24 protein-coding genes are annotated in these 26,809 nt (G+C 51.7%); 12 read left to right on the top strand and 12 right to left on the bottom strand.

Going from position 1 to position 26,809, the window contains the following annotated elements; translation table 11 throughout:
* Window positions 1-109 precede the first annotated feature (109 nt).
* Complete coding sequence (locus V3U24_07275) at window positions 110-949, top strand: IS1 family transposase (GenBank protein ID MEE9167243.1); 840 nt, start codon at window positions 110-112, stop codon at window positions 947-949.
* On the opposite strand, the gene V3U24_07270 is transcribed toward V3U24_07275, so the two are convergent.
* Together V3U24_07270 and V3U24_07265 are read right to left on the bottom strand one after the other, a co-directional pair.
* The gene (locus V3U24_07270) at window positions 936-1,235 is read right to left on the bottom strand and encodes a DUF2283 domain-containing protein (protein MEE9167242.1); all 300 of its coding nucleotides are present in this window, start codon (window positions 1,233-1,235) and stop codon (window positions 936-938) included. The two genes, V3U24_07275 and V3U24_07270, sit on opposite strands and share 14 nt — an antisense overlap.
* Window positions 1,232-1,447 (bottom strand): hypothetical protein, encoded by a 216-nt coding sequence (locus V3U24_07265; GenBank protein ID MEE9167241.1) that lies wholly within the window; start codon window positions 1,445-1,447, stop codon window positions 1,232-1,234. The genes V3U24_07270 and V3U24_07265 overlap by 4 nt, the downstream gene beginning before the upstream one ends.
* Window positions 1,448-1,833: 386 nt before the next feature.
* Between V3U24_07265 and V3U24_07260 the strand changes: the two genes are divergently transcribed.
* The 6 genes from V3U24_07260 (at window position 1,834) to V3U24_07235 (ending at window position 12,122) form a co-directional block, all read left to right on the top strand.
* A complete protein-coding gene (locus V3U24_07260) occupies window positions 1,834-2,607 on the top strand; it encodes an electron transfer flavoprotein subunit beta/FixA family protein (GenBank protein ID MEE9167240.1) in 774 nt (257 codons plus the stop codon).
* Window positions 2,608-2,624: 17 nt separating this feature from the next.
* Entirely contained in the window at window positions 2,625-3,611 is a 987-nt protein-coding gene (locus V3U24_07255) for an electron transfer flavoprotein subunit alpha/FixB family protein (protein MEE9167239.1), read from the top strand.
* 148 nt (window positions 3,612-3,759) lie between these two features.
* Complete coding sequence (locus tag V3U24_07250; protein ID MEE9167238.1) at window positions 3,760-5,595, top strand: (Fe-S)-binding protein; 1,836 nt, start codon at window positions 3,760-3,762, stop codon at window positions 5,593-5,595.
* A 140-nt stretch (window positions 5,596-5,735) separates the two neighbouring features.
* The gene (locus tag V3U24_07245) at window positions 5,736-7,328 is read left to right on the top strand and encodes a FlgD immunoglobulin-like domain containing protein (protein ID MEE9167237.1); all 1,593 of its coding nucleotides are present in this window, start codon (window positions 5,736-5,738) and stop codon (window positions 7,326-7,328) included.
* An 83-nt stretch (window positions 7,329-7,411) separates the two neighbouring features.
* Window positions 7,412-11,191 (top strand): TonB-dependent receptor, encoded by a 3,780-nt coding sequence (locus V3U24_07240; GenBank protein MEE9167236.1) that lies wholly within the window; start codon window positions 7,412-7,414, stop codon window positions 11,189-11,191.
* 28 nt (window positions 11,192-11,219) lie between these two features.
* Window positions 11,220-12,122 (top strand): cation diffusion facilitator family transporter, encoded by a 903-nt coding sequence (locus V3U24_07235; protein MEE9167235.1) that lies wholly within the window; start codon window positions 11,220-11,222, stop codon window positions 12,120-12,122.
* Between the two features lie 17 nt (window positions 12,123-12,139).
* On the opposite strand, the gene V3U24_07230 is transcribed toward V3U24_07235, so the two are convergent.
* The 5 genes from V3U24_07230 to V3U24_07210 all read right to left on the bottom strand — a co-directional run bounded on the left by V3U24_07230 (window position 12,140) and on the right by V3U24_07210 (window position 15,049).
* Window positions 12,140-12,418, bottom strand: coding sequence for a hypothetical protein (locus V3U24_07230; protein ID MEE9167234.1), 279 nt, complete (start codon window positions 12,416-12,418; stop codon window positions 12,140-12,142).
* 57 nt (window positions 12,419-12,475) lie between these two features.
* A complete protein-coding gene (locus tag V3U24_07225) occupies window positions 12,476-12,793 on the bottom strand; it encodes a DUF3467 domain-containing protein (protein MEE9167233.1) in 318 nt (105 codons plus the stop codon).
* Window positions 12,790-13,188, bottom strand: a complete 399-nt coding sequence (locus V3U24_07220; GenBank protein ID MEE9167232.1) for a hypothetical protein — start codon at window positions 13,186-13,188, stop codon at window positions 12,790-12,792. The genes V3U24_07225 and V3U24_07220 overlap by 4 nt, the downstream gene beginning before the upstream one ends.
* Before the next feature lie 101 nt (window positions 13,189-13,289).
* A complete protein-coding gene (locus V3U24_07215; protein MEE9167231.1) occupies window positions 13,290-14,507 on the bottom strand; it encodes a putative sugar nucleotidyl transferase in 1,218 nt (405 codons plus the stop codon).
* Window positions 14,504-15,049 carry a hypothetical protein gene (locus V3U24_07210; protein MEE9167230.1) on the bottom strand — a complete coding sequence of 182 codons (546 nt, stop codon included), beginning with the start codon at window positions 15,047-15,049 and terminating at the stop codon, window positions 14,504-14,506. Before V3U24_07210 ends, V3U24_07215 begins: the two co-directional genes overlap by 4 nt.
* Window positions 15,050-15,101: 52 nt before the next feature.
* Here V3U24_07210 and V3U24_07205 point away from each other — a divergent pair, with 52 nt between their 5' ends.
* The 5 genes from V3U24_07205 to V3U24_07185 all read left to right on the top strand — a co-directional run bounded on the left by V3U24_07205 (window position 15,102) and on the right by V3U24_07185 (window position 20,418).
* Window positions 15,102-16,607, top strand: a complete 1,506-nt coding sequence (locus V3U24_07205; protein MEE9167229.1) for an acetyl-CoA carboxylase biotin carboxylase subunit — start codon at window positions 15,102-15,104, stop codon at window positions 16,605-16,607.
* On the top strand, window positions 16,604-17,128 hold the full coding sequence (locus tag V3U24_07200; GenBank protein MEE9167228.1) for an acetyl-CoA carboxylase biotin carboxyl carrier protein subunit: 525 nt from the start codon (window positions 16,604-16,606) through the stop codon (window positions 17,126-17,128). Before V3U24_07205 ends, V3U24_07200 begins: the two co-directional genes overlap by 4 nt.
* A complete protein-coding gene (locus V3U24_07195) occupies window positions 17,082-17,864 on the top strand; it encodes a TerB family tellurite resistance protein (protein MEE9167227.1) in 783 nt (260 codons plus the stop codon). Before V3U24_07200 ends, V3U24_07195 begins: the two co-directional genes overlap by 47 nt.
* A gap of 13 nt (window positions 17,865-17,877) precedes the next feature.
* Window positions 17,878-19,371 (top strand): methylmalonyl-CoA mutase family protein, encoded by a 1,494-nt coding sequence (locus tag V3U24_07190; protein MEE9167226.1) that lies wholly within the window; start codon window positions 17,878-17,880, stop codon window positions 19,369-19,371.
* 255 nt (window positions 19,372-19,626) lie between these two features.
* Window positions 19,627-20,418, top strand: coding sequence for a biotin--[acetyl-CoA-carboxylase] ligase (locus tag V3U24_07185; protein MEE9167225.1), 792 nt, complete (start codon window positions 19,627-19,629; stop codon window positions 20,416-20,418).
* Window positions 20,419-20,481: 63 nt separating this feature from the next.
* On the opposite strand, the gene V3U24_07180 is transcribed toward V3U24_07185, so the two are convergent.
* The 5 genes from V3U24_07180 to V3U24_07160 form a co-directional block, all read right to left on the bottom strand.
* Window positions 20,482-21,876, bottom strand: a complete 1,395-nt coding sequence (locus V3U24_07180; GenBank protein MEE9167224.1) for an MmgE/PrpD family protein — start codon at window positions 21,874-21,876, stop codon at window positions 20,482-20,484.
* Window positions 21,873-23,000, bottom strand: coding sequence for an isocitrate/isopropylmalate dehydrogenase family protein (locus V3U24_07175; GenBank protein ID MEE9167223.1), 1,128 nt, complete (start codon window positions 22,998-23,000; stop codon window positions 21,873-21,875). Before V3U24_07175 ends, V3U24_07180 begins: the two co-directional genes overlap by 4 nt.
* A gap of 221 nt (window positions 23,001-23,221) precedes the next feature.
* Window positions 23,222-24,421: a cation diffusion facilitator family transporter gene (locus V3U24_07170; protein ID MEE9167222.1), complete on the bottom strand. Its 1,200-nt coding sequence runs from the start codon at window positions 24,419-24,421 to the stop codon at window positions 23,222-23,224.
* The gene (gene lysF / locus V3U24_07165; GenBank protein ID MEE9167221.1) at window positions 24,418-26,430 is read right to left on the bottom strand and encodes a homoaconitase; all 2,013 of its coding nucleotides are present in this window, start codon (window positions 26,428-26,430) and stop codon (window positions 24,418-24,420) included. The genes V3U24_07170 and lysF overlap by 4 nt, the downstream gene beginning before the upstream one ends.
* Window positions 26,414-26,776: a four helix bundle protein gene (locus tag V3U24_07160; protein MEE9167220.1), complete on the bottom strand. Its 363-nt coding sequence runs from the start codon at window positions 26,774-26,776 to the stop codon at window positions 26,414-26,416. The genes lysF and V3U24_07160 overlap by 17 nt, the downstream gene beginning before the upstream one ends.
* Window positions 26,777-26,809 lie beyond the last annotated feature (33 nt).

Below are 26,809 nucleotides of genomic sequence, written 5' to 3'. Positions count from 1 at the left end.
CGTTGATAGCGTTAACTACCAACGGAGCATTAACCTCACACGGTAGAGGCCCGCGTGAGACCGAAAGAGAATTTAGGGCTCTCCGTGTGACAAATCAAGGAGAGCCCAAATGAACCAATTAAAAGATGAAAAGAAATTAGCCGTGTTATCTGGCCTTGTTGAAGGGAATAGCGTGTTAAGCGTAAGCAGAATGACAGGTGTTCATAAAACTACAATCCTCAGTTTTCTTGGGCGAATTGGCAAAGGTTGTGAACAACTACTCGACGAGCGAATGAGAAATCTTGAATGTCGGTCACTTCAGGTAGATGAAATCTGGTGTTTTGTGGGAAAGAAACAGTCCCATTTAACTAAAGAAGAAAAACGAAATCGTAGAGATTTGGGAGACCAATACGTCTTTGTGGCGTTGGATGCTGAGACAAAGCTTGTCCCTCTATTTGAGATAGGAAAACGTGACAAGGAAACAACACTCAGATTTATGTTTGACCTTGAAAAACGTTTAACAAATCATGTCCAATTAACAACTGACGCTTTCACTCCTTACCCTGAGGCTATAGATGAAGCGTTTGGACGCGATATTGACTATGCTCAATTGCACAAAAGTTTTGCAGGAAATGGGGAGAGACGTTACAGTCCACCAAGCATAGTGGCTGTCTTCCATCTTATCATGCAAGGGCATCCACAGCGAAAATATATATCAACTTCTCACGTAGAAAGACAGAACCTAACAATGAGAATGCAAATGAGAAGATTTACGCGACTGACAAACGGATTCAGCAAGAAATTGGACAATCTTAGATATGCTGTCGCACTTCACTTTGCTTACTACAATTTCTGTCGCATACATAAAACGCTTAGATGCACTCCAGCAATGAAAGCCGGTGTTACACAAAGACTGTGGGGATTAAAGGATTTGCTTGTATGGGAAGAGGAGTATTCTAAACAGAATTGAGATTTATGTTGCGGGAAAATGCTGATAGTAAATGCAGGGGAACTTCCCACATGCCCTTTTCAACCGGAGGCTCTTCTTGAACGATTTGAGACACTGCTTGTACCTCAACTCCGAGTATATCTCCTTTTTCCCCTATATCTAAAAGCATATGAGAATCCATCTTTGGATCTATGCTAAATTGCGTCTTACTAAGTCTAATGCTATGGCTGTATTCTCCCTTGGCCAAATTGATGTATAGAATGTCTGCTTCTGAGTCAAAGCGGATAGGTGTTTGTTCTTTCTTCATTTAATATCCTTCCATACTGTTACAGCCAATCGTGGGCTTTTGGTTTCCTCTAACACTACGACAATGTCATAGTTCCCAAAATTCTTCGTGTATATGTTTCTATTCTCATAGTATTCAGCGGGCTCTATAGCGTCAGGATCAGCAAGTGTTTCTCTAATTTCAGGTATATTAAGGTCTCTTAACCAAATACGCCAATCCATATAGGCAGTCATTCTTATTTCTTCGCCCGTTGGGAGAAAAAACTGACGCACGGAATGTTAATCTACCACATATATCCGGGAATTCGGTAGTCTTTTGTATTTCGCAACTTTCCCGTCAATAATCCAAATTAGCCCACTACCCATTGCTGAGCTAACTTGCATTTAAAAATTTGCGTAAGTAAGTTCATTAGCCACAGAGAACACAGAGTAAAAGAATCAATATTCAAAACGTTAAGATGACTCATTTGCAGTTTCTCTCTGAGGGTATTCTACTCAACGCTCTCTTTTTGTGAATCCACATGTTTCATGTCACTCTGTGACCTCTGTGGTTTAAGAATCGTCTGCCTCTAGACGATCCATGAAGTAGTTCTCATCGCAGTCAAGTGGGCTGAATAGGTATGAAGATATGCGTCTTGATAAAACAGGTGCCCAGCGCAGATTCTCCTCTACGTCTCAACGACGCCGGAAGCTGGATTCAGGAGGAGAATGTCACCTTCACCACGAACGAGAGTGATGCCTACGCCCTGGAAGAAGCTCTCCAGATCAAAGAGAGGGAGGGAGAAGGGGAGGTCGTGGTGGCAAGTCTCGGACCCGACCGGGTTCAAAGAGCAATCCGGGAAGCTCTTTCCAAAGGGGCCGACCGGGGAATTCATATCCAGGAAGCTTTTCCTTACATAACCGATCCTCTGGTCTCTGCGACTCTCTTCGCTTCCGTACTGAGAGACGAGGAGTTTCATCTCATCCTTTCAGGACTTCAGTCAGACGATCTGGGAATGGCTCAAACGGGTGTCATTCTGGGGCAACTTCTCGGCATGTCCACGGCCACCCTGGCGGTCGCCGTTGAGCTCCAGGGCTCTTCCGTACGCGTGAAACGGGAACTGGAATCGGGCTGGTTCCAATGGGTCACGATGGATCTGCCGGCCTCAGTAACCGTACAATCGGGAATCAATACGCCGCGATATCCATCGTTGAAAGGCATCATGGGAGCGAAGAAAAAGGAGATTCGTGCAGTCGCCAAACAAGACCTTGTGGAAAACGATCGGCCTCTCCAGAAATTCACACGGATTTACGTTCCCCGGAAGACGAAAAGGACGGAAATGATCGAAGGAGAACCCGGGGAAGTCGTGGTTAAACTGGTCGATGTTCTGAAACGCAACGTGAAAGTATTGTAAGGTTCAGGGAGTCGAATATGGATATTCTGGTAGTGGCTGAGAATAAGAATGGGGGTATCCACCGAATGAGCTGGGAAGCACTGGCGGCCGCTCAGTCCCTGGCCAAGGAGCTTGATCTCACCACGGCGCTCCTTGTGATGGGTTACGAGGTTTCTGGTGCCGTTGAAACGGGTGTGTCGAAAGACGTGGATGAACTTCTGGTCTTGCGACATCCCCTTCTGGCTCACTACTCGGCCGATGGTTTCTCAGAGGCTCTCAACCAGGTCATTGAGCAAGAATCACCCACATACGTCTTCATGGGACACACGTACATGGTGAGGGACTTCTTCCCGAAGGTAAGTGGAATCCTGAACATACCTTTCTTTGCGGACAACGTGGGGTACAGAGTGGAAAATCATTCGCCTGTATTCATCAAACAGGTTTTCCAGGGGAAACTCCTCGCGGATGTTGTACCCACAGGTGACGGTCCCCTCCTTATTACATTTCAATCCGCAACTTTCCAGGCGGACGAGGTGACGGAGGGAAGTGGTGCGCCAGTACGAGATGTATCCATTGACCTGGATGAGTCGGCAATCAAGACTCATTCGGAAGAGCCCTTCCAGGAAGCCGCGGGACAAGTAGATCTCTCAAGTGCAGAACTCATCGTGGCCGTAGGTCGCGGCATCGGGAAGGAAGAAAACCTGCCTCTGATTAAGAAGCTCGCGGATGTTCTCGGCGCCCAGCTCGCCGCCTCCCGACCGGTGGTTGATGCGGAATGGCTTCCTTCCTTCCGGCAGGTGGGGAGCTCCGGACAGACTGTCTCCCCGAAACTCTACCTCGCTCTCGGTATCTCGGGAGCCATACAGCACCTCGTGGGTATGAAGGGATCCCAAAATATTGTTGTGATCAACAAAGATCCCAATGCTCCATTTTTCGAAATTGCCGACTTTGGAATTGTGGCCGATATTGTGGAAATCGTCCCAAAGTTGACGGAAGCGATTCAAGAGCTCAAAACTTCAGGCTGACGCCTGACTGCTAAAGTGTTAGAGTGTTTGTGTGTCAACCCAGACGAGCCTACACTATCTCGCCAGCACATGAAAACTCAGAAACATGAACACACGAACACTTGCTCCGCAGGAGTCCCTCTGGGAAACACCTGAACACTAAATTGGTGTGACCCTTCCCGTTCCTGAACGCGTTCTTCTTTCCATCCTCACAATCGCCACCCTCGCATTGTTATTCTACGAAATCTGGCGTCGCCTCCAAATTGTAAACAAAGGAACTGGTCAGTGGCCCGTTGATCGCCCAGGTCAACGTCTTGTACGGGTGTTCAAGGAAGTTATCCTCCATGAACGGGTCATAGGAGGAAGGGTGTGGCCGGGGATTATGCATGGATTTGTCTTCTGGGGATTCATCGTGTTCGCCGTGATTACTCTCGATCATTTTGCTGCGGGCCTCGGATACCCCCTTCTAACGGAGAAAAGCCGCCACCTCTATTCTCTTGTCGCTATCCCCGTGGCGGTTCTTGTCTCCCTGGGTATTCTGGCTCTCGCGTTCCGTCGCTTTGTCTCAAGACCCGAACCCCTCGGGAAACTTTCCCCCTCCTCCGGCCTGGTGGCCATTTTCATATTTCTCCTCATGGCTACCTATCTTTATGGAGAGACAAATCCTCCTTCCCTTGCTTCAAGGGTGAACTGGTGGATACATGCCGTCACCATCCTTGTGTTCCTTATTGTCATTCCCCGGTCAAAGCATCTCCATCTGGTATTTGCCCCTTTCAACATTTTCTTCCGTCCCTTCCATACGCCCGACCATGGCACCGTCAAGGTTGACCTGGAGGCAAGTGAGGACGAACTGGATGACATGCTGGAGGGACTTACCCGCCTCTCACGGAATCAGACACTGGATGTTTTTTCCTGCGTCGAGTGCGGCCGCTGTACGGAAGTCTGTCCCGCCAACCGGGGGGGAGGACTCCTCGATCCAAAGCACCATTTTATCCTCGATCTCAGGAAACCTCTGATCGACTCGGGAGACGTGGCCGTTATGGATCAGATCGATGTGGAAGCAGGATGGGAATGTACCACCTGTCAAGCATGTACCTATGCCTGCCCCGTGGGCAATCAGGTGGAGAAAGCGGATGAAATCCGCAAGATCCAGGTTCTAGTTGAGGGTAATGTGCCACAAGAATACCAGAAACTTTTCATAAACCTTCAGGAAACCGGCAACACGGAAGGGGCCACACGGAGTCCGCTGGCCGAAAGACTTTCTCCGTACACCCCAGATGCGGAATACCTCCTCTGGCTCGGATGCTTCGCCAGGTACGAGATGGATCCCAACTTCACCAAGGCCGTGAACAATTTCATAAAGATTCTGGACGCGGCAGGTGTCTCATACGGAGTACTCAAAGACGAATGGTGCTCGGGAGATCCCGCCAACCGCCTTGGGGAAAAAATGACTTATCAACTCCTCATGGAGCACAACCTGAAGCAACTGTCACAGGCCAAAAAAGTGGCCACATTATGTCCCCACTGTCTCGTGAATCTTGACACGGAATACCGCAAGTATGCCCCTGTGAGCTATTCCGTGGAGCATCACACGCAGGTCATCGATTCTCTCATCCAGAAAAGTCGAATACGAGTGAAACCGGGAAATAACGAACGAATGACCTTTCACGATCCGTGCTACCTCGCCCGGGTGGCGGAAGAGGTTCGTGCACCCCGGAGGGTGGTGGGAGCGGTTGCCTCAAACACATTTGAATTGGAGGAACACGGCAGGAAAACGCTCTGCTGCGGTGCCGGAGGCGGCCTCTGGTGGAAAAAGGAAGGCACCGGGAGAACCCACCTGGTACGCGCTCAGCAAATTGTCGACTCAGGTTGCGACACGGTGATCACGGGATGCAATTTTTGTTACGGAATGTTCAATCAGGGTCTCGGTCCGTTAACCCCTGAAGGTTCGAAGCCCGTCCGGGTGAAGGATGTTGCCGATATAGTCGCGGAAAATCTTGCCTGATTGGTTCAGGGAGATCTCGGTTCAAATGCACCTGAGAAAAAAGTGTTGCCTGCGGGGAGCATAGTATCTATTTTCAATTTATCAACGGATTGGTTGCGTTATCCGTACAGATTTCATTGTCAAAAAGGAGGGTTTCACCCATGAAGTTTTCACGGTTAGTGTTGATATTTGCTTTTCTTTTCGTGGCCTCGAGCCTTTCGGCACAGGGGATCAGTGGCGAGTTCAAATTAACGGGCGTTCATGTACAGTATTATGACGTGGCCCGGGATTCCGGGGATGCTGCAGAAGACGAGGGATCCACCCACACCTTGAATTTATCGTGGCCAACCGCCGATGACCCACAGTTCGAATTCCCCGTTGAGCATTTCGAATCGGGAGACACCATTGCGGCACCCGAGACACCCGAGTTGCTCTGGGTACCCGAAGGTCTCGCCTACGTAGGCATCGATCTGACTCTGATATTCTCAGAAGACGGATCCTTTGAGATTCCCACGAGTACCTACCCCACCACCCGGACTGAGGATTGCTCCACCTTTGCCGCGATTCCCACCATCCAGGACCAGGGCACCTATGAGTGGGACGGCAACGAGGACCGGGGACAGTTTGGTATCGGCGAGTCGAATATTTTTGACCTGTTTGACGCCGATGCTGAGGCCGTCAACCACGGTTGGATAACTGTATTCCCGGACTTCGAGGGCCGGATGGGGTCTCTCGCTATTGAGTGGGAAGCCATAGACGGGACAGATTCCAACATCGGTATCGATGATGAAGGGAATCTCAACCGCCAGATGGGAATCTCAACACTCCCTGCCGACGATGATTTTGTGGCATATTTGAGGGACAACGTAAACCCTGATCTCAATGTGGGTACATTTCCTACCGCGGGGGAAAATTATGCCGGTGATGGGGAGGAACTCAGTGCCAACTGGATGTATCTTTTTGATCCCGTCGGCCCTGACGGTGACCTCTTCACAGACGATGAACCCCTTCAATTTACAGGATACTATTTCACTTATAACTTCCTCGTGGCCGTGAAAACCCTCAAGGATGCTTTTGCAGGCTACATGGCCCAAAACCCAACGGACATCCCTGGCGGCGTCGCATTCGCCGTTGAGGCTGTCCTGAACATCTTCGGAGCACCTTCCACTGTCGTTACTGCCGTAAGCGAGCAAGCCTACGATCAGGTGGAAACATTAATCAACCTGGGTCTCACCCTGGAGGAGGCCGTTCAGGGAGGAATGATCTGGTCCATAGGTGCCAGCATGGTGGCAGCCGCCGGATCGTGGACATTTCCTGATGATTCGGATCACGATGTGGACTTGGCCAACCTTTTAGAAGGGGGCCGCCTGGTGTTTGAGATGGGAAATCAATGTGTCCCTGACCTCCAGACCCGGATCGTGACCACCATACTAGCTAATGTACTGACGGTGGAGAAAGAGGAGGATCTACTCCCCACAAAGTTCGCGCTCCGTCAAAACTATCCAAATCCGTTCAATCCCTCCACCACCATCGCCTTCGACCTGCCGCAGGGGAGCGACGTCACAGTTACGGTATTGAACCTTCTGGGAGAAACGGTTCGTACACTCCACTCCGGATACATGGAACGGGGGCGGTACACGGTAGTTTTTGACGGCCGGGACCGTCTCGGTACTCCACTCCCCACGGGCATGTATCTGTACCGTTTTACCGCCCAGGACTACACGGCAACGAAGAAGATGCTGTTAATGAAATGACGCGGGAAAGACCCGCCCTTGGAGAACGATCTTCCAGTCAACCCCGGTCTCTATATGGCGGGGTTGATTCATAAGTGGGGAAAATGAGACTCACGAAGGCTGGCTTCATCCCCGTTATTCTTCTGTTGATCTGGTCTACCTCCTCTCTGGCCGCGAGGGGAACCATCAAAGGCAGGATCACTGACAGAACCAGCGGGCAACCTCTCATGGGAGCCAACGTTCTTGTCACGAGTCCTGCACTCCCCGAACCCACTGGCGCCGCCACCGATTTGAACGGGGGCTATGAAGTGCGTAACCTTCCGACTGGCACATATACCGTGAAAGCTACGTACATGGGGTACGAAGAAGAGGCGATAACAGTGGAGCTGCCTCAGGACGGCGTCGAAGTCGTGAACATTGCCTTGAACCCCGCTGCGATCGAGATGGAGGAAATCATTGTAGAAACAGCGTCCCGGCGCAGGGAACGCATCGAAGACGCTCCCGCTGCCATATCTGTCATCACTCAGAGAAATATCCGCAGGGAAAGCAATACCAATCTTGGTGACTACCTGAAAGGGGTAAAGGGAGTGGAGTTCACTCAATCCGGGGTGGACAGTTACAATCTGAGTGCCCGGGGATTCAATTCCAGCTTCAGCTCCCGGTTCCTTACCCTGACAGATGGACGGATGGCGAATGTCCCTTCACTCCGTCTGATTGCCTATAATGTTATCCCGGTTACGTTTGAGGACGTGCAACAGATCGAGGTGGTTCTTGGTCCCTCATCTGCCACGTACGGACCCAATGCCCACAGCGGCGTTCTGAATATCATCACTCAATCACCCAGGTTCGCTGATCCATTGACGGTAAACCTCCAGGCCAGCGCGGATGCCAGAAATCTCCGGAAGATCACAGCTCGTGGGTCGTACACTCGGGGTCAGTTCGGAGCCAAACTGTCCACCGCCTACTTCACAGCCAGGGAGTGGCGACATTTCAACGAGGAAGAGTGGGAAGGCCACCACTTTGCCCTTGTGGGGAACTGGGATTTCACCATGGACGGGGAGAACGCCGTCTGGCAGACAGGAGTTACAGAGAGCGGGAGTCCCACCAAAGCCGTCAAGATCCCGGACCCGTGGCCCGATTCTGACAGAGGATTAACGGACACCTTCCTGGACAGTGAGGGAATCGAGTCGTTCTTCCAGGATGGTCAATACTACACTTACGTCGCCTTTGCCGATGGCATCGACAACGACCGCAACAGCGACGAAGAGAATCCGATCATCACTCAGCAGATGACCGTGGGAGAGATTCCTGGCAACGGGATGGATGATAACAACAATGGACTCATCGACGAAAACGACTGGGTGGGGTATCCTTATGCCGATGGAACCGACAATGATAATGACGGGTTGATCGATGAAGGGGTTGACACCGGCATCGATGACTTCGGGGAGAAATGGTTCGACGGCATCGACAACGACGGTGACGGCGAGATAGATGAACCCGACGAGCGAGGGACCAAGTGGGTGAATCGCGTGGGTGAGTATGGACAAAACAAATTTGGGGAGTACATCTTTGATCAGGATGGCAATATCCTCTTTGACACGAACAAGGACGGTGTTTTTGGAGGGAAAGAGGACAGCACCATCCATTCGTACCGGGTCTACGACTCCAACGGAGATGGGCTTAAGGATTTCCCCGACTTCGACGTCAGGAATCTCCGGGCCGATTTCCGTATGGATTACGACCCCAGGGAGGATGTCAAGATGAGCTTCGCCTACGGCTATGCCAGGGCCAAGAATATCAACATCACGGGCATCGCACGGTATCTGGCTGATGGATGGACATATCGTTATGCCCACGGACGCCTCACCTACAAGAACTGGTTTGCCCAGGCTTATCTCAACATGAGCTTCGCCGGCAAAACCCGAAGCCTTGCCACGGGTGATCGCATCAAGGATACGTCAAAGAAGTTCAGCGCTCAGATACAGCATCACCGCCTATTCTGGAACGACCGCCAGCGGATCGTCTGGGGAATCGACTACTTCCGCACGATGCCACAGACCTTCGGCACCATCCTGGGGGATGATCACCTCTGGGACAACATCGACAACGACGGAGATGGGGAAGATGGATCCCCTGTGGCCTGGGCGGAGACAGTTCTCGACAATGGCGAGTACGACCCGGGAGAGCCCTATAAAGACTGGGACGAACTGGATGGGAAGGACAACGCCAGGGGTGCCATCGCCGACGGCATTGACAACGATGGAGACGGTCTGACCGACGAAGGCATAGACGAAAAGGATGAGGACAACCGGTACCTGACGAATGAACTCGGTTTCTATTTTCAATCGAACACGAAACTGACCGACAAACTGGAACTGATTCTGGCCGGCCGCCTGGATGCCCATGAACAACTCACGGGCATGATAGATTTTGGAAGTGAAAATCGAGAGGCAAATCCCTTCAAATGGGGGATCGATTTCAGCAAGACTGCGGGACTCCAGATCTCGCCAAAAATTGGACTTCAATACAAACCTGCGGATCACCAGAACTTTCGACTCACCTGGGCGAAAGCGTACAATACTCCCTCCTCCCAGGCACTCTTCCTGGACATTTTCGTGACGCGTCTCTCCATTTTCAAGATTTATGCCAAAGGAGCCGCAAACGGTTACGCATACCCCCGGGATGAAAACGGAGATCTAACGTTCTGGGATATTTCCGGGGACATGTTTCAGTTCAACAGTATCAGCATGGAAGATTTCAACGACGAGGATGGTGATGGGGCCTGGTCATTCGAGGATGGGTCCATTGACACGGTTACGGACATCTACGGAAACGAGTACGTCTATGAATTTGATTCAAATGGGGAGTTCGATTTCAGCGACTATGGTTCGGATGGAAAGCCTGCCGAACCGTATACGGATGAGAACGGAAATGGCCAATGGGATTTTGGCGAAGACTACGATGATCTTGATGGGAACCGCTTCTACAGCGGACCGGACCTCAACGGTACCGAAGGAGACGGCGTGTTTCAAGAGGGTGAACCTGCAGAGAGACACGAGGTGTGGACAGACGCAAACGGCAACGGCGACTGGGATGGACTCTACAAGCTTCTGTTTCCCAATCTTCAGAAGGAGCGCAAAGGCATTTTCAAAACAGATATCTCAGTCGACCCGAAACCCATAGAAGCGGAGATTGTCCGTACGCTGGAGTTCGGCTGGAAAGGACGTTTGGCCATTCCGCTCTACGCCACCCTGGACATCTTCTACAGCAAATATGACAGCTTTGTCAGTCCCATCCTGTTAATCACGCCTCTTGTTGTCGAAAACGATCCCGATCTTACGATTGACGATTTCTTTGATTGTCCCTCCTGCCATCTGAAAGGTGTTGTGGTCTCAGGCGACACAACCCAACTCATTGAGGGACAGAACCCCCCGGTCGTCGTGGGGTATCTCAACTACGGAAAGGTGAGAATGTGGGGCCTCGATGCCAGCTTCACTTATTTCTTCAATAAGGATCTTGCCCTCGACGGAAATTACTCCTTCTTGAGTCTTTCCGACTTCATCAACCCTCTCACCGGCACAAAGGACCCCATAAACGCCCCCAGAAACAAGTGGGCCCTGAAGGCAACGTACGAGTCCCCAATCGGCGTTTCCGTTGCCGCCAGTCTGCGGCACGTGGATAGCTTCGAATGGCAGTCGGGTATCTACTTTGGAACCATCCGTGCGTACAGCATTCTCGACCTTCATCTCAGCTACTCCTTCAACGACCACCTGAAGCTGTTCGCTACGATCAACAACGTGCTGGAGGATCGTCATACGGAAATCATCGGAGGACCGAAACTCGGAAGGATGACCGTGTTGAGACTCCAGGGCCGGCTGTAGCGTAATTCCTTTCATATTCAGTCAAATTATGAAGACCGTGCCCGCTCCCCGCCAAACGTTGCTCATTGCCGCTGCACTGCTGATGGGAACCTTCCTGGCGGAGTTGATCGGCGGGATCGCATTTAATAGTCTGAGTCTCATTTCCGATTCGTTCCACGTCATTTCCGACCTCATCTCCATTCTCGTCGCCTTCCTCTCCCTCACCATTGCGCACCGGAAACAGCCGTCCCGGCAGATGGCGTTCGGTTACCACCGCCTTGAGGTGATGAGCGCACTCTTCAATGGCCTTTTGTTGAGCGTCATTTCCGCACTCATCTTCGCGGAAGCGTGGTCGCGTTTCCGGAACCCCGCGCCCATCGATACGACCGGAGCATTGATTGTAGCCGGGATTGGGCTGGCGGTCAACTTCACTGTGGCCGTCCTCTTTCAACGCATCTCCAGGCACAGCAAGAAGGACATCAATATTCAGGCTGCCTATTTGCATGTGCTCGGAGATATCCTTGCCTCCGTCTCAGTGGTGGTGGGGATTGTGGCCATCAAGCTCTTCGACACGCCCGTTGTCGATCCCATCGTGGCGGGCTTCGTGGCACTCCTCATTTTGATCGCCGCGGGACGCGTGCTCTACCGGAGCGCGGAGATACTCCTTCACAAATCGCCACAGGATGTGGACCGGTTAAGAGGGCGCGTCTTAGATGTGGAAGGAGTAAAAGACTTTGTGGATGTGCGTCTCTGGCAGGTCTGTTCTCATCTCACGGTGGGAACCGCTCACGTGGTGGTTTCGGTAGGAACAGTAGAAGAGACAGAAGGGATTAAGCGGCAGATCAGGTCTATCGTTCAGGATGAATTTGACGTGAGGGATATTACCCTGGAATGCGAAACTTCGGACATGTCCACCAGGCATAACCACGCCTTCGAGCACGAACATACCTAATCTGTCGATTGGTTAGGTTAATCCAGGCTCGAGCCTGACTTCACCGTGGCCATATCGATGGCCTCGTCAATGAGCATGACAGGGATGTCTTCACGAATTGGATAGAGATACTTCCCGTCCTCCCTGAGAAGACCGGTGTCGATTTTTTCCGTTTCGGTCTCGCCGCTGCGCTTCTTCACGGTGCCGCTGGAGATAGCGGCATTGATTCTCTCGGACTCTTGTTCAGAGATGAGATGGACGGCCTCCTTGGTTTCCGGGCAGCAGAGGATATCCAGCAGTTCCTGGCTAATCCCCATAACTTCCCCTACTGCAAGTCTGCCGTCTCCAGTACGGCCTGGCACGTTCGGCGACGATCAATTTGGAAGCGTGCCTTTCGGGGGTTTGAATCCAAACGGAGAGAATGAATCCTTGGATGGAACCTTGATTTCGCCGTATTTCTTCTCGTGCCGAAGAATATTATCGGTAAGTGCATTCAGAAAAGCCTTCGCATGGGAGGGTGCCATGATAATCCGGGAATTTACCTTCGCCTTGGGCATTCCCGGCAGAAGCCGGACAAAATCCATGACAAATTCTGCGGGAGAGTGGGTTATCACCGCAAAATTCGCATACTCTCCGCTGCCCACTTTTTCATCCAGTTCAATGTTGATCTTCTGTTCTCTCTCTTTACTCATTTTCCTCCTGCGTCTTCTTCCGCATCTCGCCTATTGAATTCCTCCCAGTCTTCCTCGAGGCCTTCCCACGAGTCCATGTCATCGGATTCGTCTTCCTGGATGGATTCTATTTCATTTTCGAAGAGTGAAAATGTGTCTTTCTTCTTTTCATAATCCTGGGGATCCACCTCTTCCTGATCAGAAGGGTCGAGTCTTTCGATTTCGTCGCTGTACAACTTGGTGTCGAAAAAGTCTATGTCGCTAACGATCCCGTTGGCAACGAGGTATTCAATAAAGTCAAGGTACTTGGGTGATTTGAGATCCGTTTTGCAGCTTGGGCAGACAAGTGACTCTCGCAGCTCATCCTCGTGAAGAGGAACGCTGCATTCGGGACAGATGATGCCTTCGAGTGTCATAATAAACCTATTCGTTCCTGATTTCGGAGCGTTAATATAATCGCCGGTCGTACCGTCGTCAACAACATTTTTGGGGATGGGTGTGGAAACCAGAGAGGAGTTCAGGCGGAACGCCCTTTGAATAAGCGGCGATAGAGTTTTTCCTCTGCGGATGAGAAAGACTGGTCCCGTCTATTCTTGACCGCCCTGGCAGTTTCCACAAATTTTTCAAAGAGATGGGTTTGGATCTTTCCATCCACTACCCAGGAAAAGGGAGGAATCGATTTGGAAGGAAATCCTGAGCCCACTATGTTGCAGGCGGGCCCCACAGCGGTACCTGTGTTGAACATCGTATTGATACCCGTCTTGGAATGATCCCCGAGAAAAAGTCCAACGAATAGTGATCCTGTATCCACGACTCTGCCGTTGATCATCACCTTAACGGGAGAGTAGTTGTTCTTGAGGTCGCTATTGTTTGTGTCCGCACCCACGTTTACCCATTCACCGATATAGGCGTGACCGAGGAATCCATCATGCTGTTTATTACTCCAGCTCTGAAAAATGGCTTCCTCCACTTCACCTCCCACCTTGCATCCAGGCCCCACCGACGTTTCTCCATAAATCTTGGCCCCCACCTTGATGACACTTTTGTCGCCAACGAAAAGGGGACCCTCAAGACAGGCGCCGGAGAGAACGGTCACATTTTCTCCGATGATAATGGGACCATCCGCAGCGTCGAGGACCGCCCCCGCCTTGACTCTTGACCCCTTTCCTACATAAATAGAGGACGGATTGAGAAGATGGACGCCCTGGTCGACCCCACCATTCTTTCTACCAAGCTCAAAGAAATCAGCGTCCTGGCGAAGCGCTGTTCCATTGAGATTCACACAGTCCCAAAGATAGGCGACAGGCTCGGCAGATATCTCCTTCGAAGGGAGGGATTTGTCGGGCGGTTCGAACACGGGACTTCCCCTTTCAACCCAAGCTCGTCCCTTTTCTTCGTCCAGGGACACCCCTACAACCCTTTCACCGCAGCGAAGCACGGTGTTTGATGATGAACGGAGTTCATCCATGAACTCACGCCGCCACAGAAAGATTCCGTTTAGCCAGATCCCCTTAGTGACATCCTGAGGATTCACTACCACATCGGAGAATCTTTCACGGGTGACTTCGGTGAGCTCATCCCTCACAAAGACGGAAAGGGTCGATCCGTGAGAGAGACGCTGGATTCTTTCAAGAAAAGTGAACGCTCCACACCTCAAGTCGAAGCCGGGACGCGTGAGAGCAATGGGTTCCAGGTTCAACGCTTCGTCGCGGTTTTCGTATACGTAAACGTTCACAGGTTCAACAGCTTCTGGATGGAGAGATAACTCTGTTCGATAAAGTGGTTACTCTTCCGCTCAATTTCAATGTTAAAGAATTTCCCTGAAAATCTACTGGAGAAACCCACGCGGAGAGGGGCTCCCGAAAGGTAGGTAAGGTAGGCCGTTGAGAGATTGAAGGAGGGATGCATATCCACCACGGCATGATACTTGTTCGCAAGGATGCGACGGATAAGATCTCTTTTAGGAAGAGAGAACCAGCTAACATCGTCTGCGCTGTAAGTTTCAACCGTAGCAGGAGGCGTCTCCGTAATGCTGTGATAGAGGCTGTTGTCCATCAGAATGCGGAGATCCACTTTGCCGTCAGGCTTAAGGGATTTGAGGAAATACCGGGCAATGCGGGAGTCATCCCGTCCCTTGGGCAGAATAATCAGGGCACTTCCCACGCCCGATCCCTCCCGGCGAATGGCCAGAAGGTCGCCTTTCGGCTTCAGTTTTCCCGTTAGTCGAAACCACCAGAGTACAAGCCGAATCTTGAATCGATCCAGGAATTGATTCATGGCACCGAATATATGACTTTCGCAGAAAAATTATACTTCTTATCTTTTTTCGATGATTAAGAAAGTCCTCATCGCCAACCGCGGGGAGATCGCGGTTCGAATTATCCGCACCTGTCATGAAATGGGCATACACACGGTGGCCGTCTTCTCAGACGTCGATCGTTCGTCACCCCACGTCCTCTTGGCCACGGAGGCCTTTCCGATCGGATCTGCCCCTTCCGCAAGGAGCTATCTCCGGGCGGAGAAAATTCTTGACGTGGCGAAGTCGAGCGGAGCCGACGCTGTTCATCCCGGTTACGGTTTCCTGTCAGAAAATGGGGAGTTTGCTGCGGCGGTTCGGGAAGCAGGTTTTACGTGGATCGGCCCTCCCACCGATGCCATGGCAAAGATGGGAGACAAGGTCTCGGCGAGGAAGCTGGCCATGGAGGAAGGCGTTCCCGTGGTGCCAGGGTCGGAAATGCCAGTGGTCGAAAAAACCGGAGCGATTGAGCTTGCCCGAATCATAGGGTTCCCCGTCATGGTGAAGGCGGTGGGCGGAGGTGGTGGAAAAGGAATTAGAATCGTGAACTCCACAGAAGAATTACCAGGGGCCCTTGAAAGGGCAATGTCCGAATCTGCCTCCTCATTCTCCGACCGAAGGGTCTTCATCGAAAAACTACTTCAACGACCTCGTCACATTGAAATCCAAGTTATGGCCGATTCTCACGGTCACTGCGTTCCTTTGAGGGAACGAGAGTGTTCCATTCAGCGCAGATACCAGAAATTGATCGAGGAGTCGCCCTCTACGTTTATCGATAACAAACTATGGCGAAAGATGGCCCAGTCTGCTGTGGCCATCACCCGCCGTTCCGGGTACACAGGGGTGGGAACCGTTGAGTTTCTGGTTGATGGAAACAAGAATTTCTATTTCCTTGAAATGAACACGCGCCTTCAGGTGGAACATCCTGTTACGGAGATGATTACAGGAATCGATCTGGTGCGGGAGCAGATTCGGGTGGCAGACGGGGAGACGCTCTCCATTGAAGGTGACCAGGGTGACTATCTCGGTCATGCCATTGAATGCCGGGTCTATGCTGAAGACGGATTCGCCGATTTCATTCCCAGCACTGGGACCATCGCTGAACTGGACATTCCCGGCGGGTTTGGAATTCGTTTCGATCACGGCATCAGGGTCGGTCAACGTATCACTCCTCACTACGATCCGATCCTGGGGAAGCTCGTGGCCTGGGGAAAGAATCGCGGTGAAGCCATAAGCAGAATGAGACGCGCCCTCAAGGAATGCCATATCATGGGGGTACAAACCACGATACCATTCTGTCTGGCCGTCCTCTCCCATCCCGGTTTCCGCTCCGGGGACTATGACACGGAGTTCATCTCCGCGGAAACAGGGAATCTCAGGAAAGACGGAGACAAAAAGAGGAGGATTCACCACCAAATCGCCTCCGTTTTGACTGCCATCCACAGGTCAGACCTGGGGAATAAGACGAAGATCAACGGAAGGCCTGCATCTCCCCGGTCCATATGGAAGTCCTCCGGCCGAAAGGACGCACTTCGGTGAAATTCCGGGCTACGATTGACGGAACGGAACTCACTTTCCACATTGAGAAGAGGGGGGACACAATCACAGTGCAGCTCAACCGTTCACATGAAGATTGGGATTGTGTGCGTCTGACGCCCCATTCTTATTCGATTCTCACGGGCGGTCAATCTCACCACCTGAGTGTTACGGAACAATCCGATGGCTATAAAGTTGTAATAGATCAGCACACCTACCAGGTAAAGATCAAGGATGAAACTGACCTTCTCCTTGAGCGATTTGGAATCAGTGATGTATCGGTTCACTCCCGGGGTGAGGTCAGAGCGCCTATCCCCGGACTTATTTCGGCTGTTTTCGTGGAGCCCGGTCAGATGGTGAAGAGAGGGGATAAATTGATGATATTGGAGGCGATGAAGATGGAGAATGAGATTGTATCCTCCATTTCCGGTGAAGTAGGAGACGTGGCGGCTTCCCAGGGACAATCCGTGGAAAAGAATGCCATATTGGTTTCCATCACCCCTGATAAGGATGGGAATCGGTAGTCGACTGTTGTGGGGTGGCCTGGGCTGGGCGCTCGGGGGACCAATCGGTGCCATTGTGGGGTACGCCCTGGCCACCATGAGCGAGGACCGCAAGGGCGGAGGGACGTCCTCCGTCCGCATGGGCTGGGGAAGTAGTTCTGGATACCCCAGAACAAGGCCTGGTGACTTTGCAGTCTCGCTTCTCGTTTTGTTCGCCCATGTCATGAAGGCTGACAAGCAACTTCTGAAATCCGAACTTGAATACGTGAAACAATTCCTGAAACAGAATTTCGGCCAGCGGAATACAAATGACATGATGATCCTCTTCCACGATATTCTTGAACAGGATTATTCTCTTGCCTCCGTCTGCCGCCAGATCAAGAGTCGGATGGATCATCCGAGCCGCCTGGAGATGATTCATGTACTCTTCGGCCTGTCCAAAGCGGATCAACGGGTTCACCCGGCTGAGGTTGACGCCATCCAGAAGATTGCGGGATACCTTGGAGTTTCCCAGGCCGACTTCGAGTCCATCAAAGCCATGTTCGTTTCTGATCCGTCCTCCGCGTATCGAATCCTTGAGGTCGATTCCGATTCTCCTGCGGATCAAATCAAACGAGCTTACCGCAAAATGGCCAACAAATACCATCCGGATAAGGTTCAGCACCTGGGAGACGATCTGCAGAAACTGGCGGAAGACAAGTTCAAAGCCATCAACGACGCCTACCAGCAAATCAAGAAGGAGCGCCAATTTACTTAGCCCCCCTGAATCCATGACACGTGAAAAGGCCGGTGAATTCCCTTACACCCGGGGCATCTACTCCAATATGTACCGGGAACGGCTCTGGACCATGCGGCAGTATGCAGGCTTCACCTCTGCAGAGGAATCCAACAGGCGGTTTCAATACCTGCTGGAGCAAGGTGTTACGGGGCTCTCAGTCGCATTTGACCTTCCCACCCAGATGGGCTACGATTCGGACCACCGGAAAGCTGAAGGGGAAGTGGGACGTGTGGGGGTTCCCATTTCAACCCTCGAAGACATGGAGCGCCTCTTTGACGGCATCCTTCTCGACCGGATTTCCACTTCAATGACCATCAATTCTACCGCGGCGATTCTTCTCGCCTTTTATGTTGCCATTGCGGAAAGCCAGAGTATTCCACTTTCGAAGCTGCGGGGCACCATTCAGAACGATATTCTGAAGGAATACGTTGCCCGGGGAACTCACATTTTCCCCGCCCGGGAAAGTTTGAAGATCGTTACCGATACTTTCGAATTCTGTCATGAGAAGATGCCAAAGTGGAACACCATTTCCGTTTCGGGTTATCACATTCGAGAAGCCGGTTCGACGGCATCCCAGGAACTCGCTTTCACCTTTGCGAACGCCATTGCCTACGTTCAAGAAGCTCTCCACCGTGGACTCAGCGTGGACGATTTTGCCCCTCGTATCTCCTTCTTTTTCAACGCCCATTTGGACCTGTTTGAAGAGGTGGCAAAATTCCGCGCCGCTCGTCGCTTGTGGGCGACGATAATGAAGAACAGGTTTTCCGCGAAGAACCCCAGATCCATGATGTGCCGCTTTCATGTGCAGACCGCCGGATCGACGCTCGCTGCGCGGCAGGTGGGTAACAATGTGGTGAGAACTGCCGTGGAAGCTCTGGCAGCGGTCCTGGGTGGCGCCCAATCTCTCCATACCAACGCTCAGGATGAAGCACTGGCACTCCCCACAGAGAAGTCGGTCCAGCTCGCACTCCGGACCCAACAAGTCCTCGCTTACGAGACCGGAGTAACCCACGCGGTGGATCCCCTGGGGGGTTCCTATCACGTGGAAGAACTCACCGACAGGATTGAAAAAGAGGCCAGGACAATTATTGAGAAGATTGACGAAATAGGAGGTGCCGTAAAAGCTATCGAAAAAGGATTCATTCAAAATGAGATAATCCGGAGCGCCCTGGAGTACCAGAGAGGCGTGGATAGTGGCAAACGCATCGTCGTGGGTGTAAACAAGTTTGTTTCAGATGTGAACGGTGAACCTGACACGTTAAGTATCGATCCCGGGGCGACGGCAAAACAGATCGATCGCGTCAAGAAATTCAAACGGACGCGTGACAACCTCGCCGTGGCATCTTCAAGGGAATCCCTCGCCACGGCGGCAACGAATGACGAGAACCTCCTTCCCTACTTGATACAAGCGGTAAAAGTCCGCACGACTCTGGGAGAAATTTCTGATACGTTGCGTGGTGTTTATGGTGAATACGAAGCAAATTGAATATTGATTATTGAAGATTGGAGAATGGACAACTGGAGAATTGTTCCGTAGGAACTCCCTTGACCCGTAGGGTCTCCTGTGGAGGAGGAGAAATGGAGGAATGGAGAAATGGAGAATGGATGAGTGATCTGACTACTGACTGCCAATCGAAGCGTAGCGGAGATCCCGACCGCTCGGGACTGCTACTGCCAATCGGAGCGCAGCGGAGATCCCGATGCCTCGGGACTGCTTACTGGTTACTTGGTTCTTGATTTAATGTTGTTCACTCAACTCGTCACAGCAAATCTTCAGACCCAGATTCTCGGCCGGGAGATCGAATACTACACGAGGGTGGACTCCACCAACCTGGAGGCACGGAAATTGCTCGAAGAAGGGGCGGAAGAGGGGACTCTGATCCTCACCGATAACCAGACGGCCGGCCGGGGCCGCCATGGGGAATCCTGGTTCTCAGGTCCGGGGAAAGGACTGGCATTCTCAGTCATCCTGAAACCGAATATGCGGGGAAAACCTGCAGGAGTGCTTTCTCTTGCCGTCGGACTTGCTGTCACCGATGCCATTGAAAATTTTCGGCTGGTCTCCCAACTCAAATGGCCCAATGATGTGCTCCTTTCCGGGAAGAAGTGCGGAGGCATCCTTTTGGAGACAAGATTCCAGGGAGATGTGATGACCTCGGCCATCGCGGGAATCGGAATCAATGTAAACGAGTCCCAAAGTGAATTTCCCGAGTCAATACGGAATATCACGACCTCCATCGCTATTGAGAAGCAGTCACCGGCGCAGCGAGAACTGATTCTGGCCTGGACCCTCAATTCCCTTGAACGGCGGTACGCCGGTTTGAAGTCCGGCGATGCTTCGTCAATAATCTCTGACTGGGAAAATCGTTGCTCACACATTGGAAAGACGGTCAGTTTCAACTGGAAAGGGGAAAACGCGATGGGGATCTTCGAAGGCGTAGCCCAGGACGGAGAGGCTATCATCCACAAGCTAGATAATTCAACCCGGCTGACACTCTCTTCAGAGGAAATTGCCGATGTTCGAGAAGTCTGACGGTGCTCCGTATCGTAGCCGGGCTTTCAGGTACGATGACTCTTTTTGACAAGAATTTGACTCTCAAGATGATTCATGGCCGGTCCGTGAGACGGGCAGCCCATTCATAAACTCTCGGACGCTGCCTATCTCCTCGCAAGAAAAAACCATCTTCCGCACCTCTTCCAGGTCATCCTCTGAGAGGAGATCCGCCGACAGTGCATTGAACTTCGCCTGCAAGTCCTCCAGGGTCATGGGTTCCCTGGGATCTCCCTTTGGATATTCAAGATAGGCCGAGAATTCCCGTTCATCTTTCGTACGAATGGTAACCCGGGAAGGCTGTTTGTCCGGAAACATCCGCTCGAATTTCTCGCTCGCCTCTCCCTTAATTTTGTGGATGAGTTTTGTCAACCGGGGGTCGTTGATCTTTTCCTCGCTAAAACTGGCCGTGGTAATCTCCCGGTCAAGAATGGCCCAAGCCAAACAATAAGGGAGGGAATGATCAGCCGTCTCTCGAGTTCTCGGTTCATATTTCTTAGGATCAAACAGGATGTCGCACGCCCTGGCAACAGTTGTCACTATCACCTCTTCAATATCCTCAGGTCTGATGTTTTCCTCGGTTACCACTTTCAACGTGGCGGAAAGATGAGTGTGGGTCAGGGCTTCCGTAGGGAACGCCTTCATGGAACACTCCAATATCTTGAAAGAATTCCCTAAACTCCCCACGAGTTTTTCTACGTCCCACTCGGGCCCGAAGATATCCATAAACCCCTCCTTGCCCTCGAACACTTCCTCGGTGCCGGTGAAACCCTTCTCGGCCATGAGAGCCGCCAGCACTCCAGCCTGAACAGCCATGGGATCAACCGTGTTCTTCATCATGGTGAGATGACCGGCAGTGGGAGCTCCCACAGTGTAATTGTGACTGGCTGAAACCCCTATGGCGTTGACCAGTTGATCTTCTGTCAAATCAAGGAGTTTTCCGGCTACGATGGGGGCGACGAACTGCGTCAGGGTGGCGTGATGCCATTTTCTCTCCCTTATCCCCGGGACCGCGAATTCACAGAGTCGCATCTCGAATTCATATCCCAGAACTATGGCCACAATGACATCCTTCATGGGAGCATTCACCAGCTCACCCACCGCGAGGGCAGCAGGAATAAGGTCAGAAGGGTGACTGGGATCTTCTTTCCAGTAAATGTCGTTATAATCCAAGGCTCTGATCATCAAAGAATTAACGAGCGTGGCATTAATGGCCGACATTCCATCGCCAAACCCGATCACGGTGGCCTCTTTCTTACCTCCCGTACGCGAGTAGATATTGCGGATGATGTTCACATCTCTGGTGTGATACCCACCGTAGGCACAGCCAATTGAGTCGTAAAGGAATCTCTTTACCTCATTAACCACCTCCTCAGGAAAATCATCATACTCAAGACCGATGGCAAAACGTGCAAGCTGTCTCGATATGCTCTCCATCATGATCCCTTTAACTTCCTGGCTATTTCCTCCGCCACCTCGAGACTCGTACTGCTTCCTCCCATATCGTAAGTCCTCACCTTCCCCTCTGCAATGACCTCTGCCACAGCACGTTCCAGGCCAACGGCCTTCTCCCGTTCTCCGAGCCATTCGAACATCATTTTCACCGAAAGAAGCATGGCCATGGGATTGACTTTATACTGGCCCGCATATTTGGGAGCGGAGCCATGGGTGGGTTCGAACACCGCGTAATCATCTCCTATATTAGCGGAGCAAGCAAAGCCGAGCCCCCCCACCAGTTGAGCACAGAGATCCGAAAGGATATCTCCAAACATATTCTCAGCCACGATCACTTCATAGTCTTCAGGATTCTTCACGAGCCACATGCACTGCGCATCGATATTTGTCTCCCCCAACTCAATCGCCGGGTACCTTCTGGACACCTCCCTGGCCGTTCGAATCATGAGTCCGCCGGTTTCCCGGAGCACGTTGGGCTTGTCCACCACCGTGACCGACCTTCGACCGGACTTTCTTGCGTACTCGAAAGCCTGAACCGCAATGTTTTCACACGCCTGTTTCGTCATGATGCGAGTTGACAGTGCAATGTTGTTGAGTCCAAACTTTTCAAACTTTTTCATCTTCGGATGGTTCGCGTCCAGCGCATCAAACACTTCCCCAGGGAGAGGGAAGAATTCCACACCTCCATACATCCCTTCCGTGTTCTCGCGGAAAATGGCGATGTCAATCCCCTCACGGTAGTTGAGAGAATTCCCTGGATAGGCTTTGCAGGGGCGTAGGTTCGTGTGAAGGTTGAACTCCTGTCGCAGCTGCACGATAGGGCTGAAGTAGACAAACCCCTTCTCCTTGAGTTCCGGTGACAGCTCTTTCGCTGCCTCATCCTTGGGCTTCGACGTAATGGCACCGAAAAGGGCACAGTGTGTTTCCCGCATCAGAGTTTTCGTCCGATCGGGAAAGGCGTTTCCTTCGGACTTCCAGAATTCCCAGCCGATGTCCCCATGAATGTATTCCCCATCAAAATTCATAGTATCCAGAATCAGCCGGGCGCACTCCATCACATCGTGCCCCACACCATCACCGGGAAGCCACGCGATCCGATATTCTGCCATTTTACTTCCTCAACTTAGACCAAAGTATCCACAGGATCTTCCAAAGGATCTTGAGATGAGATTCGCCTGGAGCCACAGAGAACAGAGAGAATTAAACATAAACTTGACAAAACGTTACGCGATTGGAATCCAAATACGCTGTTTGGGAATCGAATAGAAGTAAGGTCTTTAATGGCAAATTCATATGCTCCGTGACCTCTGTGGCCAGTAAATTGGTCAACTTAGTAATCATGGACAGGCGAAATGAGCCTGATCCGGTTGTCGAATTCCGGAAACCTCTTCCTCAAAGTTCCAGAGAGAATACTTCTTATTTTCTTTCGCTCATCACGGGAGAGGCGCGCTTCCACCGCAAGTTTCACCAGTATCAGGTCCCGACCTCTCCCGTGAACCAGACGAAGATCGTGATAGGAACTAACCCCCGGGTGAAGATTCACCAATTCTTTCAAACCTCTCTTGACAAGGTCGGCCTTTTCGCCTCTTGCGGTGACTGGGTCCACATGAACGACGACATGCGCCCCGAGCGACTGACTCAGACTCCTCATGAGGCGGCTCGCCAGTTTGTGTGAATCTCTTTGAGATTGGTTTTCATCCACCTCCATGTGAAGGGATACGAATCTCTTGATTCCGTAACTGTGAACCACAATGCTGTGAATATCGATGACCCCTTCCATGGTTTGAGCTTCAGACTGTATCGTCTCATGAAGTTCCGGTCCCGGAGGTTTTCCCAGCAAAGAATCGATGGCATTTCGGCCCACGGAATAGCCTATCCAAATAACAAAGAAACCCACACCCACTCCCAGGATCCCATCCCACTGTGCCCTACCACCATTGGCCAGTAGAATTGACGCGATGGGAGCGAGAGACGAGAATACGTCTGACCGGTGATGCCAGGCATCGGCTTTGAGGGTGTCCGAGTCCGTGAGCTCGGCGAGACGGAGGCAAAGTCTGGCCAGCATTTCCTTAATCACGACTGTCCCGAGCACGATACCGATTACCAGGAGCGAAGAATGCAGAATAGCCGGTGAAACGACCCGTTCCGTTGAGGAGCGGATGAATTCCACGCCCGTTACCACGATGAGAATGGAAAGAATCAGTGTGGCGATATACTCGGCTCTGCCGTGACCGTAAGGGTGTTCCACGTCCGCAGGCTTTTCTGTCACCCCGAAAGTGACAACGATAATGAGGGAACTTAAAGCGTCTGCCAGGGTGTGAAACGCGTCGGCCATGAGGGCAATGCTCTGAATCGATACCGCCAGCAGTAGCTTAACCACAAAAAGAACAATGTTGACGATAGTGGCAAACCACCCCTCAACCCTCCCAATCTTTGCTCTCCCCGACGGAATCCCAGCCAGAGTTTCTCTGGAAATGTGGGACAGCTGTGGAAACAGCTGGCGAACGATCCAGCGGGCGAGAGCGCTCATCGGTTGCCCACCCACATCTCCAATCCCCCCGCAAGAACAAGTTCCTGGGCGGTGGTTCCCACAGGGGCAAAAGTGTACGTTTTCTGGTCTGCTGTCATGGTTGAATTCTCAAAATCGATCCGAGCACGAATCCCTGTTCGAACCGTCAATTTTTCATCTCCAAATCGGTCCTTCAGATGACGCACCAACCCGGGAGCGACCAGGAGAAGAAACCCGTTGTTCAGGGCGTTTCGGCTATAAGTGGCACTGTATGAACCCGCTATCACCGATTGTATGCCACGGTATTTCAGAGCCGTAGCAGCCTGCTCCCTGGAACTCCCGGTTCCAAAATTGAATCCCCCCACCAGTATGTCTCCCGCACTGATAACGTTGGCAAATTCAGGATCGTAGTTCTCCATCACCACCTGGGCTTGTTGCTCAGCTGTGAAGTCATCAATATAGGTGTACTTGCCCGGAAAGATGCCATCGGTATTGAGATTATCCTGATGGCATAAAACCAATTCTCCCTCCATCCGTTTGGGGAATCCAGGCAGTAGAGTTGCTCGAACACCACCATTTTTTTCTTCCTCACGAAGGGTCACACTTGTTCGAAGGTCCACGCGGTCAAATTCTTTCGGAGCGGTAATCTTGCCGGCAATGGCGGAGGCAGTCACGACAGAAGGAGATGCCAGGTAGGCCTGCGCCTCACGGGATCCCATGCGACCTTTGAAATTCCGATTGGTCGCGGAAATCCCCACCTCACCTGGTTCCAGAAGACCAATTCCCAGACCTATGCACGGCCCGCATCCCGGCGGCAGGGGAATTGCACCCGCCTCGACCAAAACCTGCCAGTCACCGCGTCTTTTGCTTTCAGCCTGAACTTCGCTCGATGCCGCCGCAATATAGAATTCGGTGCTTGCTGCAACTTTTCTCCCCCGGACTACCTCCGCCGCTTCGGCGAGATCTTCTACCCTGCTGTTCACGCAGGATACAAGATATGCCTTGTCAATCCTGATATTCTTTCTTTCAATTTCCGTTACACTCTCCGTCACCTTAACATGGTCAGGTCCCGATACGTAGGGGCGAACAGTGGAAAGATCGAGAGTGAGTTCCACTGAGTAGAAGGCATCAGGATCGGCCTCTAGAACATCCCTTTCCAGAGCCTCAATTCGCCTGTCGTTGAGGCGAGAGTGAATATCTTTACCGTCGACATCGGACGGGACGCCTGCGGGACCCCGCTTTTCCACAAACCTGGTACGGGAACGGAGCCACGAGAGGGTCACATCATCCACGGGAAATAATCCCGCAAGGGCTCCCCACTCCGTGGTCATGTTGGCTATGGTCAAACGGTCGTTGAGACTCAGATGAGAGATGCCTTCTCCGGAAAACTCAATCGCGTGATTCAACATTTCGTCATGGTTAAAGACACCACAGAGAGTGACAATCACATCTTTACCCACCACTCCCGGCCGGAGCTTCCCGGACAGTGATACCCTGGCAACCGGCGGCACCTGCCACCAGGTCGTTCCCGAGGCCCAGATGGCCGCCGCGTCGGTACGGACCACAGGGGTCCCGAGACACCCGAGACCACCGTACATGTTAGAATGACTGTCCGCCGCCACCACCATCGTGCCAGGCCAAGCGTATCCCTCCTCACAGAGGATCTGATGACCGATTCCCCGACCGGCGGGGTAGAAATCTACCTCCATCTCCTTTGCGAATTCCTCAATCCTCCGGTACTTCTCAAGATTCTCTTTACTCTTGTCCTGAACATTGTGATCCAGGGCGAAAACAACCTGACGGGGATCGGCCATTTTCTCCTTCCCCATTTTCATGAACTTCCCCATCACCGCACCCGTATTGTCGTGAGTCATCACATGGGCCGGTCGGATGAAAACGTAATCCCCGCGGTGAACATAATCACTCTCGCTGGTCTCAGAGGCATACCGCTGAACGATTTTTTCGACCAGATTCTGATTCCTGGATACTGGATACTGGATTCTGGATCGGTCATTACTTGGCACTGACATGAGATTCCCCAACTGAACGAATAAATTGATTGAGTTTCTTGCCCAATACTTCGAGCCTCGAACACAGTTCGTCATACAATGATTGATCTTTCAATGATTGAGTAGCAAAAAGCGTGTCGAGATGATCCAAAGTCTCGTCATTGGAGGCAAGGGCAAAATGTAGAAATCGAATGAACTCCTGTTTGTAACGTCGCCTACCGTACCCTTCCGCGATATTTGATTTAACCGATTTGATTGACTTCCTGATTTGTCCTCCCTCTTCGAACATTTCGAATTTGGGTAATTCATTTAAGGTCATCGAATGAATGTCAACCGCCAAATCTTTTGCCATCTGCCAAACCTCCAATTCCCTGTAGGTCAACCTAGAGCCTTCCTATCC

It is taken from the genome of Candidatus Neomarinimicrobiota bacterium, from assembly GCA_036476315.1.
In the GTDB taxonomy this organism is placed as follows: Bacteria; Fidelibacterota; Marinisomatia; order Marinisomatales; family S15-B10; genus JAZGBI01.
Note: the sequence above shows the minus strand (reverse complement) of the source record. Positions and strands in the feature narration are given on the sequence as shown.